The organism is Streptomyces yatensis, assembly GCF_018069625.1.
Lineage (GTDB): Bacteria > Actinomycetota > Actinomycetes > Streptomycetales > Streptomycetaceae > Streptomyces > Streptomyces yatensis.
The window spans coordinates 1,046,892-1,063,781 of the sequence record NZ_CP072941.1 but is presented as its reverse complement, the minus strand read 5'-3'; the positions used below and the strand labels follow the sequence as shown (position 1 = coordinate 1,063,781).

Here is a 16,890-nt window from a genome sequence, read left to right as displayed (position 1 = left end):
GCTCCTTGGCGCGTCGCGGAGGATGGGGGTCATCGGGCTCACGACTTTCCGAACTCGTCGGAGATGAGGTCGAAGATGTCTTCTGCCGTCGCCGTCTCGAGCTCGCTGTGGGCCGCGGAACGCTCCGTTTCCCGTTCCGTGTCGCTCCACTTGGCCAGCAGCAGCCGCAGTCGCCCGGTGATCCGCCGACGGGCCGCCTCGTCCACCGCCGAGGGCGCCGAGACCGCGTCCCACCGGTCGAGCTCCGACAGCAGATGTCCCTCGGAGGTCAGCTCCCCCTCGACGAGCCGCTCGCGCAGAAAGTCGGCCAGCTCCTTGGGCGTGGGATGGTCGAAGACCAGGGTGGGCGGAAGGTCGAGACCGGTGGCGGCGGAGAGCCGATGCCCGAATTCGACGGCCGTGAGGGAGTCGAACCCCAGCTCCTGGAAGGGCTGGGTGGGGGGAACGGCATCGATGGTGGCGTGGCCGAGGATCGCCGCGGCATGCGTCTGGATGTGATGGAGGAGAAGCTGATGCTGCTGGGCGGGGGTGCCGGTGGCCAGCTGCCGCTGAAGCGAACCGCTTACGGCCGTGGCGTCGTCCGGAGCGGCATCGGTGCCCGGCGACGCGGTGGCCAGGTCGGACAGCAGCGGGCTGGGCCGCTGGGCGGTGAAACCGGCCGGGAACCTCTCCCAGTCGATGTCCGCGATGGTGACCGTGGTGTCGCCGTGGTCGAGGGAGCGCTGGAGCGAGGCGATGGCGAGATCGGTGTCCAGGGGACGCATCCCGCGCCGGCGGTAGTACTCGACGACGGCCTCGTCGGCGGCCATGCCCGCATCGCTCCACGGCGCCCAGGCGAGGCTGGTGGCGGGGAGTCCCCGGGCGCGGCGGTGCTCGGCGAGGGCGTCGAGATAGGCGTTGGCGGCGGCGTAGGAGGGCTGCCGGCTTCCGCCCCACGCGGCCGCGCCGGACGAGAAGAGCACGAACGCGCTGAGGTCGAGGTCCTCGGTGAGTTCATGGAGGAGGGCGGCCGCCAGCGCCTTGGGCCGCAGCACCGCCTCGATCCCCGGCAGATCCAGCTCGGCGAGCGGGGTGTTCTCCGCGATACCGGCGGCGTGGATGACGGCGGTGAGGGGGTGTTCGGCCGGGATGGTGTCGAGGAGGTGTTGGAGTGCGGTGCGGTCGGTGACGTCGCATGCGGTGATGGTGACGGTGGTGCCCAGGGTGGTGAGTTCTTGGGTGAGTTGGGTGGCGCCGGGGGCGTCGGGTCCGGAGCGGCTGATGAGGTGGAGGTGGGGTGCGCCGTGGCGGGCGAGCCAGCGGGCGACATGGGCGCCGAGACCCCCGGTACCGCCGGTGATCAGGGTCGTCCCGGTGGGGCGCCACGCGGTGGGTGCGGTGTCCGGGCAGGCGGCGCGCTCCAGCCGGCGGGCCAGGGCGGTGGAGCGGATGGCCACCTGGTCCTCGGGCTGCCCGGGCACCAGCACGGCGGCGATACGGGCGGGTGTGCGGGCGTCGACGACGGCCGGGAGGTCGATGAGACCGCCCCAGAGATGCGGGTGTTCCAGCGCGGCGACCCGGCCCATACCCCAGATCTGGGCCTGGTGCGGATGGGGGAGCGGATCGCCGGCAACGGCGGCCACCGCACCCTGAGTGACACACCACAGGGGCGCGACCGGCGCCGTTTCGCTGAGGGCCTGGACAAGCGCGGCCGTGGCGGCCAGCCCCAGGGGAACGGCGGGGTGGTCCGGGTGGGGCGTCTGATCGAGCGCGAGCAGACTCAGAATGCCCTCGGGTGTGCTGCCGTCCGGCAGATGCGAGACCAGTGGGACGAGGCCGTCCCGCCGGACGTCCGCGCCATCGACCGACAGAAGTTCATGGGCCGCGCCATGGGTGTCGAGCGCCTGGACGGCGGCGCGGACGGCCGGGTGCTCCTCCAGCCCTGAGGGGACGAGCAGCAGCCAGGTTCCGCTGAGCGTCGGAGCGGTGGCGGTGGCGGGGTCCGGCAGCTGCATCCACGCGACGCGATAGCGCCAGGAATCGATGGTGGACCGTTCACGGTGCCGGCGCCGCCAGGTCGACAGTACGGGGAGTGCGGGCAGCAGGGCGTCGACGCCGGGGCTGTCCTTCTCCAGCTGGAGTGTGCTGGTGAGGGCGTCGACATCGAGCTCTTCGATGGCGTCCCAGAGCCTGGCCTCGGCCGGGTCGTGGCCGTTGACATGAGCGTCGGCGCGCGGAACGGGCGGGGCGAGCCAGTAGTGCTGGTGTTGGAAGGCGTAGGTGGGGAGGTCGATGGTGTGGGTGGTGGGGGTGGCGGGGTACCAGCTGGTCCAGTCGATGGTGGTGCCGCTTGTGTGGAGTTGGGCGAGGGTGTGGGTGAGGGCTTGGGTGTCGGGTTGTTTGCGGGTGAGGGTGGAGGTGGTGAGGGGGGAGGGCCGGTCGGTTGTGTGGTGGAGGGTGTGCTGGGTTGCGGTGGTGAGGACGGGGTCGGGGCCGAGTTCGAGGTAGGTGCTGGTGTGGGGTGCGGTGTGGGTGATGGCGGGGTGGAAGTGGACGGGTTGGCGGATGTGTTGGGTCCAGTAGTCGGGTGTGGTGATGTGGTGGTCGGCTGGTTGTCCGGTGAGGTTGCTGATGAGGGGGATGGTGGGTGGGTGGTAGGTGAGTCCGCTGATGGCTTCCTTGAAGGGTTCGAGGATGGGGTCCATCAGGGGAGAGTGGAAGGCGTGGCTGACCGTGAGGGTGCGGGTTTTGCGGCCGCGTTCGGCCCAGGAGTTGCTGATGTCGGTGACGAGGTCGATTGGGCCGGAGATGACGGTGTTGCCGGGGGTGTTCAGGGCGGCGATGCCCACTTGGCCGTCGAATTGGGTCAGGTTCTCGGCGAGTTCGTCGGGGGTGGCGGCGATGGTGGCCATGCCTCCGCCTTCGGGGAGTCCTCCCATGAGGGTGGCGCGGATGGCGACGAGGTGGCAGGCGTCGGGGAGGTCGAAGACTCCGGCGATGTGGGCGGCGGCGATCTCGCCGATGGAGTGGCCGATGACGGCGTCGGGGCGTACGCCGACGGAGTCGAGCAGCCGTGCCAGGGCGATATGCAGGGCGAACAGTCCGGCTTGGGCGTAGGTGGTGTGATCCAGCAGCGCCGCGTCTTCGGGGTCGTGGCTGAAGACCAGATCCCGCAGGGGGTGTTCCAGGTGGGGGTCGAGCAGGGCGCAGACCTCGTCGAAGGCTTCGGCGAAGATGGGGAAGCGGTCGTAGAGTTCGGCGCCCATGCCGGGGCGCTGGCTGCCCTGCCCGCTGAAGAGGAACACGGTCTGTCCGGTGGCGTCGCCAGTCGTCCCCCCGGGCCCCACCAGGCCCGCATGCGGCTCTCCGGCGGCCAGTGCTTCCAGCCCGGCCACCAGTTCGTCGCGGTTCTGGCCGATGACCACGGCCCGGTGGTCGAAGAGCGTCCTCGTCCGGAGCAGGGACCAGCCCACCTCGGCCGGTGTCACCTCGGGGGCGCCGACGATGTGCCCGGTCAAGGCTCGCGCCTGGCCCCGCAGCGCCGCCTCGCTCTGTGCGGAGATCACCCACGGGGCCACACCGGCGACGTGCGATACCCGGGTGGGCTCGATCGGCTCGGGGGCCTGTTCAAGGATGAGATGGGCGTTCGTACCGGAGATGCCGAAGGAGGAGATCCCCGCCCGCCGGGGCCGTTCGCCCTGGGGCCACGGGACGGGTTCGGTGAGCAGGCGCAGGTCGCCGGCGTTCCAGTCGACATGGGGTGTCGGTTCGTCGATGTGCAGCGTGGCGGGCAGCATCCCGTGGCGCATCGCCATCACCATCTTGATGACACCGGCCACTCCGGCGGCGGCCTGGGTGTGGCCGATGTTGGACTTGATGGAGCCGAGCCACAGTGGACGTCCCTCGTCCCGCTCCTGCCCGTACGTGGCCAGCAGCGCCTGCGCCTCGATCGGATCACCGAGCGTCGTGCCCGTACCGTGTGCCTCCACCGCGTCCACCTCGGACGGTGACAGCCGGGCGTTGGCGAGCGCCTGCCGGATCACCCGCTGCTGCGAGGGTCCGTTCGGTGCGGTCAGGCCGTTGCTGGTGCCGTCCTGGTTGACGGCCGAGCCACGGACGACAGCCAGCACTCGGTGGCCGTTGCGGCGCGCGTCCGACAGCCGTTCCAGCAGTACGAGGCCGGCGCCCTCGCCCCACACCATGCCGTCCGCCGCGGCCGCGAACGGTTTGCACCGCGCGTCGGGCGCCAGACCACGTTGGCGGGAGAACTCGATGAACGCGCCCGGGGTGGCCATCACCGTCACGCCGCCCGCCAGCGCCATCGTGCATTCGCCCTGCCGCAGCGCCTGCGCCGCCAGATGCATCGCGACCAGCGAGGATGAGCAGGCCGTGTCCACCGTCACCGCGGGGCCTTCGAGGCCGAACGAGTACGCCACCCGGCCGGACACCACGCTGGCGATGTTGCCCGTGGCGACATAGCCTTCGACGTCGCTCGCCGTATCGCCGGTGAGGGACAGATAGTCCTGGGACGTCACCCCCGCGAACACTCCCGTGTTGCTGCCCGCGAGTGTGTCCCGGTCCAGGCCCGCGTTCTCGAACGTCTCCCAGGCAGTCTCCAGGAGCAGGCGCTGCTGGGGATCCATGGCGACCGCCTCGCGTGGGCTGATGCCGAAGAACCCGGGATCGAACTCGGCCGCCTGATAGAGGAAGCCGCCCTCCCGGACGTAGCTCGTCCCCGCGCGGTCGGGGTCGGGGTCGTAGAGCACGTTCAGATCCCAGTTGCGGTCGGTGGGCATCTCCGCGATGGCATCGCGGTGGGCGACGACCAGGTCCCACAGCTCCTTCGGGGAGTGTGCGTCGCCGGGGTAGCGGCAGGCCATGCCGACCATCGCGATCGGCTCGTCCTGGGCGGCCGTGGTGGGGCTGTGAGCGGCGACGGCGATCTGCTGGCCGGTGAGTTCGGCCCGCAGGTACGTCGCGAGGGCGTTGGGCGTGGGGTGGTCGAAGACGAGTGCGGGCGCGAGGTCGATCCCGGTGGCGGTGGCGAGTTGGTTGCGCAGCTCCACGGCGGTCAGGGAGTCGAACCCGAGCTCCTGGAACGGCTGGGCGGGCGGAATGGCGTCCGGCCCGGAATGGCCCAGGATCGAGGCCGCGAGGGTCTGGATCCGTTCGAGCAGGAGTTGGTGCTGCTGCTCGGGGGTGCCGGCGGAGAGCCGCTGCTGGAGCGAGGTGCCGGCGGACGGGCCTGTGGACGCGCCACTGGTTCGCTCGGTGGGATTCTCGGCGGCCGTGTTCAGGTCGTCGAGGAGCGGGCTGGGGCGCTGAGCGGTGAAGGCCGTCGGGAACTTCTCCCAGTCGATGTCCGCGACGGTGATGGTGGTGTCACGGTGGTCCAGGGCGTGCTGCAGTGATGCCACGGCCAGTTCGGGGCTCAGCGGAGACAGTCCACGTCGGCCGTAGAACGCGAGCGCCGTCTCGTCGGCGGCCATGCCCGCATGGCCCCAGGGGCCCCAGGCGAGGCTGGTGGCAGGGAGTCCCCGGGCGCGGCGGTGCTCGGCGAGGGCGTCGAGATAGGTGTTCGCGGCGGCGTAGGCGCCCTGCCGACTGCCGCCCCACGCGGCCGCGCCGGACGAGAAGAGCACAAAGGCGCTGAGGTCGAGCTCCTGCGTCAGCTCATGCAGATGAGCGGCGGCCAGGGCCTTGGGCCCGAGCACATGCTGCAGTCGCTCCGGGCCCAGATCGGCGATGAGCTCCGTGTCCGATGTTCCGGCGGCGTGGATGACGGCGGTGAGGGGGTGTTCGGCCGGGATGGTGTCGAGGAGGTGTTGGAGTGCGGTGCGGTCGGTGACGTCGCATGCGGTGATGGTGACGGTGGTGCCCAGGGTGGTGAGTTCTTGGGTGAGTTGGGTGGCGCCGGGGGCGTCGGGTCCGGAGCGGCTGATGAGGTGGAGGTGGGGTGCGCCGTGGCGGGCGAGCCAGCGGGCGACATGGGCGCCGAGACCCCCGGTGCCACCGGTGATGAGCGTGGTACCCGTGGGCTGCCAGGTCCTGGGCGCGGTGGCGGGTGCACCGGCCCTACGGAGGCGCCGGGCGTAGCTGCCGGTGGCGCGGATGGCGGTCTGGTCCTCCGGTCGACCGGGGGTGAGCAGGGCGGCCAGACGGTCGGAGGTGTGGTGATCGATGACGGTCGGGAGGTCGATCAGGCCACCCCAGCGGCGAGGGTGTTCCAGGGCCGCCGCGCGGCCCAGTCCCCATGTCTGCGCCTGCAGCGGGCTCGGGAGCGGATCGCCGGGACCGGTGGCGACCGCGCCCTGGGTGAGGCACCACAGTGGCGCAGGGATCTCAGCGTCGCCGAGGGCTTGGACGAGCACGGTGGTCGCGTTCAGCCCGGAGGGTACGGCGGCGTATGCGGGGTGCGGCTCCTCGTCGAGGGCGAGCAGGCTCAGCACTCCGGCGGGTTCCGCCTCCGAGGTGAGGCGGGTGAGATGGTCCGCCAAGGCGTCGCGATCGACGGTGTGGGGGTCGAGCACATGGCGGAGCGGGGTGGCGCCGTGGGCGGTCAGGGCCTGCTCGGCGGTTGCCACGGCAGGATGGTCGGACCGACCGGCGGGGACGATCAGCAGCCAGGTGCCGGAGAGGGCCGGAGGCGCGGGGGAAGCGGAAAGTCGCTTCCATGTGGCCTGATACCGCCAGGAATTGATGACCGACTGCTCCCGGTGATGCCGCCGCCAGGCGGACAGCGTCGGGAGGACGGCGCTCAGCATGGGCCGCTGGTCCGCCGGTGAGTCGATGGTCGCCGCAAGCGCTTCCAGATCCTCGCGCTCCACCGCCTCCCAGAACTCCTTGTCGACCAGAGCCGCCTCGGTGGGCGTCGGGTCCGAGGAGGAGGCCGACGACAGCCAGTAGTGCTGGTGTTGGAAGGCGTAGGTGGGGAGGTCGATGGTGTGGGTGGTGGGGGTGGCGGGGTACCAGCTGGTCCAGTCGATGGTGGTGCCGCTGGTGTGGAGTTGGGCGAGGGTGTGGGTGAGGGCTTGGGTGTCGGGTTGTTTGCGGGTGAGGGTGGAGGTGGTGAGGGGGGAGGGCCGGTCGGTTGTGTGGTGGAGGGTGTGCTGGGTTGCGGTGGTGAGGACGGGGTCGGGGCCGAGTTCGAGGTAGGTGCTGGTGTGGGGTGCGGTGTGGGTGATGGCGGGGTGGAAGTGGACCGGCCGGCGGATGTGTTGGGCCCAGTAGTCGGGGGTGGTGATGTGTTCATCCGCTGGTTGTCCGGTGAGGTTGCTGATGAGGGGGATGGTGGGTGGGTGGTAGGTGAGTCCGCTGATGGCTTCCTTGAAGGGTTCGAGGATGGGGTCCATCAGGGGGGAGTGGAAGGCGTGGCTGACCGCCAGCCTCCTGGTCTTACGGCCCTTGGCCGCCCAGGTGACGCTGATATCGGTGACGAGCTCAAGGGGTCCCGAGATGACGGTGGTGCCGGGGGTGTTCAGGGCCGCGATGCCCACTTGGCCGTCGAATTGGGTCAGGTTCTCGGCGAGTTCGTCGGGGGTGGCGGCGATGGTGGCCATGCCTCCGCCGGTGGGAAGCCCTCCCATGAGGGTGGCGCGGGCGGCGACGAGACGGCAGGCATCAGGGAGGTCGAAGACTCCGGCGATGTGGGCGGCGGCGATTTCGCCGATGGAGTGGCCGATGACGGTGTCGGGGCGTACGCCGACGGAGTCGAGCAGCCGTGCCAGGGCGATATGCAGGGCGAACAGCCCTGCCTGAGCATAGGTGGTGTGATCCAGCAGCCCGGCGCGCTCTGCATCAGTGGCGAAGGCCACCTGCCGTAGCGGATGTTCGAGATGCGGATCGAGAAGACCGCAGACCTCGTCGAAGGCTTCGGCGAAGACGGGGAAGCGGTCGTAGAGTTCGGCGCCCATGCCGGGGCGCTGGCTGCCCTGCCCGCTGAAGAGGAACACGGTCTGCCCGACGGCCTCGGCGGCCTGTCCGGGGTGCACCAGGCTCGGATGCGGCTCTCCGGCGGCCAGTGCCTCCAGACCCGCCACCAGCTCCTCACGGTCCTGGCCGATCACCACGGCCCGGTGATCGAAGAGCGTCCTGGACCGCAGCAGGGACCAGCCCACCTCCGCAGCGGTCACCCCCGGGTCGGTGGTCACCCGTGTGGCCAGCGCCCGGGCCTGGCCTCGTAGCGCCTCCGTACCGCGCGCCGAGACCACCCACGGCACCGGCCCGCCCACCGGCTCCGCCTCGAGGGCTTCGACCGCCGCCGGCGGCTCCTCGGGGGCCTGCTCCACGATGACATGCGCATTGGTCCCGCTGATGCCGAAAGAGGAGACCCCCGCCCGGCGAGGATGTTCGTCCCCCGGCCACTCCACCGCCTCGGTCAGCAGCTGGACATCGCCCACGTTCCAGTCGACATGCTGGGTCGGTTCGTCGATGTGCAGTGAGGCGGGCAGCGTCCCATGCCGCATCGCCATCACCATCTTGATGACACCGGCCACTCCGGCGGCGGCCTGGGTATGGCCGATGTTGGACTTGATGGAGCCGAGCCACAGCGGCCGGTCCTCCGGCCTGCCCTGGCCGTACGTGGCCAGCAGCGCCTGCGCCTCGATCGGATCGCCGAGCGTGGTCCCGGTGCCGTGCCCCTCCACCACATCGACCTCCGCCGGCGACAGCCGCGCGTTGGCGAGCGCCTGTCCGATGACCCGCTGCTGTGACGGCCCGTTCGGCGCGGTCAGGCCGTTGCTGGTGCCGTCCTGGTTGACCGCGGAGCCCCGGATCACGGCCAGTACCCGGTGGCCGTTGCGGCGCGCGTCCGACAGCCGCTCCAGCAGCAGAAGCCCGGCGCCCTCGCCCCAGCCGGTGCCGTCGGCCGCCGATGCGAACGGCTTGCACCGACCGTCGGCCGCCAGACCGCGCTGGCGGGAGAACTCGATGAAGGTGGTCGGGGTGGCCATCACCGTCACGCCACCCGCCAGCGCCATCGTGCATTCGCCCTGCCGCAGCGCCTGGGCCGCCAGATGCATCGCCACCAGCGAGGACGAACACGCCGTGTCCACCGTCAGCGCGGGCCCTTCGAGGCCGAACGCGTACGCCACCCGGCCGGACATGACACTCGGCGTACCGCCCGCGAGCAGATACCCCTCGACCTCCCGCGCCGAGGAGCTTCCGGAGGCGCCGTAGCCCTGATAGGTGCCGCCCGCGAAGACACCGGTGACGCTTCCGGCGAGCGTGTCCCGGTCCAGGCCCGCGTTCTCGAAGGTCTCCCAGGCGGTCTCCAGGAGCAGGCGCTGCTGGGGGTCCATGGCGAGCGCTTCGCGCGGGCTGATGCCGAAGAACGCCGCGTCGAACCCGGCCGCGTCGTGGAGGAAGCCGCCCTCGCGCGCATAGCTGGTGCCCAGACGCTCGGGGTCGGGGTCGAAGAGGGTGTTCAGATCCCAGTCACGGTCGGTGGGCATCTCCCCGACGGCGTCCCGGCCCGCGGCGACCAGCTCCCACAGCTCCTCCGGTGAGCGCACGCCACCCGGGTAGCGGCAGGCCATGCCGACGATCGCGATCGGCTCGTCGTCGGCGGCCGCGGACGCCGTATGGGTGGTGACGGCGGCCTTCTGCCCCGTCAGTTCCGCGCTGAGGTAGGTGGCGAGCGCATTCGGCGTCGGATGGTCGAAGACCAGCGCCGGGGCGAGCGGGAGGCCGGTGGTGGCGGCGAGCTGATTACGCAGCTCGACCGCCGTGAGGGAGTCGAAGCCCAGCTCCTGGAAGGGCTGCGCCGGGGGAATCGCGTTCAGGTCGGGGTGGCCGAGGATCGTCGCGGCCAGGGTCTGGATATGGCGGACGAGGATCTGGTGCCGCTGCGCGGCCGGCGCCGCGCCGAGCTGCCGCCGCAACGGATTGTCGTCGGCGGTGTCCGTGGGTGTGGCGGGCTCGGCGGCCGACGGCATCAGCCGGGTGAGGAACGGGCTCGGGCGCTGCGCGGTGAACGTACTCCCGAACCTCGCCCAGTCGACATCCGCGATCGTGACGACGGTGTCGTGGTGTGTCAGGGCGTGGTGCAGCGACGCGATGGCGAGGTCGGTGGGGAGGGGCGAGAGACCGCGCCGCCTGAGGTGGGAGAGCGTGTGCTGGTCGGCGGCCATGCCTGCCTCGCCCCACGGGCCCCAGGCGAGGCTGGTGGCGGGCAGGCCCCGGGTGTGGCGGTGTTCGGCGAGCGCGTCCAGGTAGGTGTTCGCGGCGGCGTAGGCGGCCTGCTGGCCGCTGCCCCAGGTGGCGGCGTTCGACGAGAAGAGAACGAAGGCCGTGAGGTCGAGGTGCTGGGTGAGGTCGTGCAGATGAGCGGCGGCCAGGGCCTTGGACCGCAGAACGGACTGCAGCCGCCCGGAGTCCAGCTCGCTGATCTGTCCCAGTTCCATCGTTCCGGCGGTGTGGAAGACGGCGGTGAGGGGGTGTTCGGCGGGGACGGTGTCGATGAGCTGCCGGAGTGCGGCGCGGTCGGAGGCGTCGCAGGCGGTGATGGTGATATCCGTCCCCAGAGCGGTGAGCTCCTCGCTGAGCTCGGACGCACCGGGCGCGTCGGGTCCGGAACGGCTGATGAGGTGGAGATGAGGTGCGCCCCGGTGGGCCAGCCAGCGGGCGAGCCCGGCGCCGAGACCCCCGGTGCCACCCGTGATGAACGTGGTCCCCGACGGCTCCCAGGGAGCGGGAGCGGGGGCGGTGTCGACGGCGGGCACACGGATGAGGCGGCGCGCGTACGTTCCGGTGGTGCGGATGGCGGCCTGATCCTCGGGCTGTCCGGCTACGAGAAGGGCCGCCAGCCGACCCGCGGTGTGGTGGGTCATGGTGGCGGGCAGATCGATGAGCCCGCCCCAGCGCTGCGGATGTTCCAGGGCGGCCACGCGGCCGAACCCCCAGATCTGCGACTGCTCGGGGTGGGGGAGAAGGTCGCTGCGACCAGTGGTGACGGCGCCCTGCGTCACGCACCACAGGGGCGCGCCGATGTCGGCGTCACCGAGAGCCTGGAGAAGAGCGACGGTGGCCCCGAGCCCGGCGGGCACCGCGGAGTGGCCGACGAGCGGCTCCTGGTCGAGGGCGAGCAGGCTGATGACTCCGGCGGGCTGGAACTCCTCGGTCAGCCGGCCGAGGCGTTCGCGGAGCGTGGCGCGATCGATGTCATGAGCGTCGACCTCAAACGGATGCGCCGTGGCGCCGTGTGCCCGCAGCGCCTGGACGGTGACCCGGACCGTCGCGTGCTCCTCCTGCCCGGCGGGGGCGACCACCAGCCAGGTGCCCGTCAGGGCCGGTGCGGCCGGGTCGGGGAGCTGCTGCCAAGTGGCCCGGTAGCGCCAGGAGTCGATGGTGGAGCGTTCCCGGTGCTGACGCCGCCAGGCGGACAGCACGGGCAGTGCGGGCAACAGGGCGTCGATGCCGGGGCCGCCCTCCTCCAGCTGGAGTGTGCTGGTGAGGGCGTCGACGTCCAGCTCTTCGATGGCATGCCAGAGCTGCGCCTCGGCCGGGTCCTCGGCCGTCCCCTCGACGGTCGTACGGGCGGCGGGCGGAGCCAGCCAGAAGCGCTGGTGCTGGAAGGCGTACGTCGGCAACCCGACCACCCGGGGCGCCGGGTCGGCGGGGAACCAACTGGTCCAGTCGACTTCCACCCCCGTGGTGTGCAACCGGGCGAGCGTATGAGTGAGGGCCCGTTCCTCGGGCTGCTTACGGGTGAGGGCGGATGTGATCAGGGGCGTCGGCCGGTCGGTGGGGTTGTTCTGCTCGGTGTTGGTGGTGGTGCGGTGGTGAAGAGTGTGCTGGGTTGCGGTGGCGAGAACGGGGTCGGGGCCGAGTTCGAGGTAGAGGCTGGTGTGGGGTGCGGTGTGGGTGATGCCGGGGTGGAAGTGGACCGGCTGGCGGATGTGTTGGGCCCAGTAGTCGGGGGTGGTGATGTGTTCATCCGCTGGTTGTCCGGTGAGGTTGCTGATGAGGGGGATGGTGGGTGGGTGGTAGGTCAGCCCGCTGATTGCCTCTTTGAAGGGTTCGAGGATGGGGTCCATCAGGGGGGAGTGGAAGGCGTGGCTGACCGTGAGGGACCTCGTCTTACGGCCCTTGGCCGCCCAGGAGTTGCTGATGTCGGTGACGAGGTCGATTGGGCCGGAGATGACGGTGTTGCCGGGGGTGTTCAGGGCGGCGATGCCCACTTGGCCGTCGAATTGGGTCAGGTTCTCGGCGAGTTCGTCGGGGGTGGCCGCGATGGTGGCCATGCCTCCGCCTTCGGGGAGTCCTCCCATGAGGGTGGCGCGGGTGGCGACGAGGTGGCAGGCGTCGGGGAGGTCGAAGACTCCGGCGATGTGGGCGGCGGCGATCTCGCCGATGGAGTGGCCGATGACGGTGTCGGGGCGTACGCCAAGTGAGTCGAGCAGGCGGGCCAGGGCGATATGCAGGGCGAACAGTCCGGCTTGGGCGTAGGTGGTGTGATCCAGCAGCCCGGCGCGCTCTGCATCAGTGGCGAAGGCCACCTGCCGTAGCGGATGTTCGAGATGCGGATCGAGAAGACCGCAGACCTCGTCGAAGGCTTCGGCGAAGACGGGGAAGCGGTCGTAGAGTTCGGCGCCCATGCCGGGGCGCTGGCTGCCCTGCCCGCTGAAGAGGAACACGGTCTGCCCAGTGGTATCGCCAGTCGTCCCCCCGGGCCCCACCAGACTCGGATGCGGCTCTCCGGCGGCCAGTGCCTCCAGACCCGCCACCAGCTCCTCACGGTCCTGGCCGATCACCACGGCCCGGTGATCGAAGAGCGTCCTGGACCGCAGCAGGGACCAGCCCACCTCCGCAGCGGTCACCCCCGGGTCGGTGGTCACCCGTGTGGCCAGCGCCCGGGCCTGGCCTCGTAGCGCCTCCGTACCGCGCGCCGAGACCACCCACGGCATCGGCCCGCCCACCGACTCCACCGCGACCGCAACGGGCTCCACTCCGCCCGCCACCGGTTCCGCTCCGACCGCCCCCGGCTCCACCTCGACGGGGACCGGCTCCACCGCCACCGGGTCCACCGGCGCCACCCCGAGGTCCCCGAGCTCCGTCGCGGCCTCCTCAGGGGCCTGCTCCAGGATCAGATGGGCGTTCGTCCCGCTGATGCCGAACGAGGACACCCCCGCCCGGCGTGGATGCTCGCCGCGTGGCCACTCGCGCGCCTCGGTCAGCAGGTGGACATCGCCCGCGGTCCAGTCGACATGGGGTGTCGGCTCGTCGATGTGCAGTGAGGCGGGCAACACTCCATGCCGCATCGCCATCACCATCTTGATGACCCCGGCCGCACCCGCCGCCATCTGCGCATGCCCGATGTTGGACTTGATGGACCCCAGCCACAGCGGCCGTCCCTCGTCCCGCTCCTGCCCGTACGTGGCCAGCAGCGCCTGCGCCTCGATCGGGTCGCCCAGCGTCGTGCCCGTGCCATGTGCCTCCACCGCGTCCACCTCGGACGGTGACAGCCGGGCGTTGGCGAGCGCCTGCCGGATCACGCGCTGCTGCGAGGGCCCGTTCGGGGCGGTCAGGCCGTTGCTGGCGCCGTCCTGGTTGACCGCCGTGCCCCGGATCACGGCCAGCACCTGGTGGCCGTTGCGGCGCGCGTCCGACAGCCGCTCCAGCAGCAGGACCCCCACGCCTTCGGCCAGGGTCATGCCGTCGCTGTTCGCCGAGAACGCCTTGGACCTGCCGTCCGGGGCGAGCCCCCGCAGCTCGCTGAAGCCGATGAACGGCGCCGTCGAGGACATCACGGCCACGCCCCCGGCCAGCGCCATATCGCATTCGCCCTGCCGGATCGCCTGACAGGCCAGATGCATGGCGACCAGGGAGGAGGAGCACGCGGTGTCCACCGTCACCGCGGCGCCCTCGAGACCGAGCGTGTACGCCACCCGGCCGGACACCACACTGGCGGAGTTGCCGATGGTGAAGTAGCCGGCCGAGCCCTCGGGCACCTGGGAGGCGTCGGAGCAGTAGTCGAGGTGATCGCAGCCGATGAAGGTGCCCGTCCGGCTGCCCCGCAGCGACTCCGGGTCGACACCGGCGTGCTCGATGGCCTCCCAGGACGCCTCCAGGGCCAGCCGCTGCTGCGGGGCCATCCCGAGAGCCTCGCGGGGGCTGATGCCGAAGAACGTGGCGTCGAATCCCGCGGGGTCGTCGATGAAGCCGCCCTCGCGCGTATAGCTCGTGCCCGGGTGGTCCGGGTCGGGATGGAAGAGATTCTCCAGGTCCCAATTGCGGTCGGTGGGGAGTTCCGAGATGGCGTCCCGCTCGGTGGCGACCAGTTCCCACAGCTCTTCGGGGGACCGTACGCCTCCGGGAAAGCGGCAGGACATTCCCACGATCGCGACCGGCTCATGCCCCGCGGACTCGACATCCTTGAGACGGCGCTGCGTCTGCCGGAGATCCGCCGTCACCCGCTTCAGATAGTCGAGCAGCTTCTCTTCATTGCTCGCCATGGTCGGCCACCCCCACTTCCCTCGGTCCGGAACTGAACGCTATTGGCGGCGGCAGTCGTAACTGCCGTGCAAGATACTTCCGTCGGGGAAGGTGAAGCTCGTGGAATTCTTGAAATGCCCCCGGCCGAGCACCTGGTAGTCATCCATGAGGTCCAGCTTCACGCCCGATGTCTGTCCCGTGGCATTGGGTGTGATGACCTGGGTGAGCGGGCCCTTGAATATCAGGTGGCCGTCCTTCCAGCCGGATGAGGTGTAGTTTCCGGACGAACCCCAGTTGTCGTGGTACTGGTTGATGAATTTCCCGTCGACGGGATTCCAGCCGAAGGTCGAACGGCCGACCACGTTTCCGGGTTCGAGGGTGGCGTCCGTGTAGAAGTAATGCCCTCCCATCGCCCGCCTGGTGGTCAGCTTCAGCACCGCCGCCGTGCCGCCCGGCGGTGGGGTGTACTCGCAGGTGTAGGAGCCGAGCAGAAAGTCGAGGTCGCGGATCTGCGGGGGAGCGGGCAGTGGATTCCTGCCGCGCGGCGGTTTGGCTCTGCTATCGGGCTCGGCGTTCACCGGGGAGACGGTGAGCGCGATCAGGCTCACGGCGGCCACGCCCACGACACCGGCCGGGACGTACCGGATCCACTTCCGCCGCCGTGCCGTGCCATCCGGTTCCCGTTCCTCTGACTTCTCGGTGCGCACACTCGACTCCCAACCGTCAATCGGGCACTGACCTGCGGCTGAGCCGCCTGCCGGGCGGCCAGTCCGGATACGGCGACCATCATTTGCGCCGTCACCAAAGTGGGTCTAACGCCCGGCTTGGCCTCCTCCTGATACGAACCGATACGGAAAGGGGCTCCGCGAAAAGAGGCGCACTGGACTCGCGTTAGCCCAGCTTTAGCCCGCCCGTCGAGCATGAATCCGGACCGTGGCGATGAGGAGGATGACGATGAGCGGCTGGCCGGCGCTGGAGAAGTACCTCGATCGGGCACCCACGTCGAAGGAGATGATGGCCTGGATCGAACTGATCGTCAGCCAGGGCATTCGCCGGGCGGGCTATCCGGCCGACGGCTGGACCGAGGAGTGGGCGGCGGAACAGTTCCGGGAGACCGGGCTGGCGGATGTGCGGCTGGAGCCGCTGGACACGCCCATCTGGCGGCCCCGGTCCGCCGCCTTCGAGATCTGGCCCACCGGCCGCCCCGATGAGGCCATCCGCTTCGAGGGACTCGCCCTGCCGTACACCACCCCGACCGAGGGCACCGAGGGCCGGCTGGTGCGGATGGAGGACGGGGAGGTGCGCGGCTCCATCGCGGTCCAGGAGATCGGCTTCACACAGCTGCCGCAGACCGAGGTGCAGGCCCGGGCCACCGGCTCCTACGACCCCGAGGGGGTGTTCCCCGACCTCGTCCAGACCGTGCCGTTCGACCTTCCCCATGTGCTGGACTTCGACATCGCCGCCAAGGACGGTGCCACGGCCTACGTCGGGCTGCTCACCGGACTGCCCTGGGAGACCAGCGACTTCTACTGGCCCTATGACGCCGAACGGCGCCCCATCCCCGGCATCTGGCTGAGCGGCGAGGACGGACAGCGGGTCCGCGAACTGATGGCGTCGGGGGAGTGCGAGGGCCGGATCGTCTCCGACGCCACCATCACCGAGGAGACCACCCACAATGTGGTGGGCACCCTGCCCGGCGCCTCCGACCACTGGCTGATCATCGGTTCACACCACGACGGCCCCTGGGCGTCCGCCGTGGAGGACGCCTCCGGGGTCGCGCTCGTGCTGGCGCAGGCCAAGTTCTGGGCGTCGGTGCCCCAGGAGCTGCGACCGCACAACATGCTGTTCGTGCTGACGTCCGGCCATATGGCGGGCGCCGCGGGCACACAGGCGTTCATCGCGGCGCACCCCGAGCTGTTTCCGCAGGTCGTCCTCGAAATGCATTTGGAACACGCGGCACGCCAGGCGGTGGTGGTCGACGGAGAAGTCGTGCCGACCGACGACCCCGAGGTGCGCTGGTGGTTCACCACCCAGGCGCCCCGGCTGGAGGAGCTGGTGGCCGAGTCCCTGGCGGCGGAGGACCTGCGCCGCTCCTGGATCCTGTCGCCGACCGCCTTCGCGCCGAACCCGGCCACCGACGGCGCCTACTTCTACTACACGGGTGTGCCACTGGTGCAGCTGATCACCACGCCCATGTACATCTTCGATCCGCGGGACACCCCGGACAAGGTGGACGAGCAGAGCCTGGTGCCGCTCACCAAGGGGGCGGCGAGGATCATCGCCGGTACGGCCGGCTGTGAGCCCGACACCCTCCGGGTGCCGATCCAGACCGCGGGCGACGAGACGGAGTAGGGGCCACCGAGCCCCGACGGCCCGCGGAGCAGACAGCGGGGACGGCCCGCCGTATGCCGGCGGGCCGTCACCCGTTTCACACGTCACCTGTCACGCGCCACCTGTCCCGCGTCATCTGGCCACGCG

Annotated in this window: 3 protein-coding genes; 1 reads left to right on the top strand and 2 read right to left on the bottom strand. The window is 70.6% G+C overall.

Going from position 1 to position 16,890, the window contains the following annotated elements; translation table 11 throughout:
- Positions 1 to 38: 38 nt before the first annotated feature.
- The gene (locus tag J8403_RS04010; RefSeq protein WP_211121892.1) at positions 39 to 14,432 is read right to left on the bottom strand and encodes a type I polyketide synthase; all 14,394 of its coding nucleotides are present in this window, start codon (positions 14,430 to 14,432) and stop codon (positions 39 to 41) included.
- Between the two features lie 39 nt (positions 14,433 to 14,471).
- Positions 14,472 to 15,119: a hypothetical protein gene (locus tag J8403_RS04005; RefSeq protein ID WP_211121891.1), complete on the bottom strand. Its 648-nt coding sequence runs from the start codon at positions 15,117 to 15,119 to the stop codon at positions 14,472 to 14,474.
- Between the two features lie 247 nt (positions 15,120 to 15,366).
- Here J8403_RS04005 and J8403_RS04000 point away from each other — a divergent pair, with 247 nt between their 5' ends.
- On the top strand, positions 15,367 to 16,764 hold the full coding sequence (locus J8403_RS04000) for a M28 family metallopeptidase (protein WP_211121890.1): 1,398 nt from the start codon (positions 15,367 to 15,369) through the stop codon (positions 16,762 to 16,764).
- Positions 16,765 to 16,890: the final 126 nt, after the last annotated feature.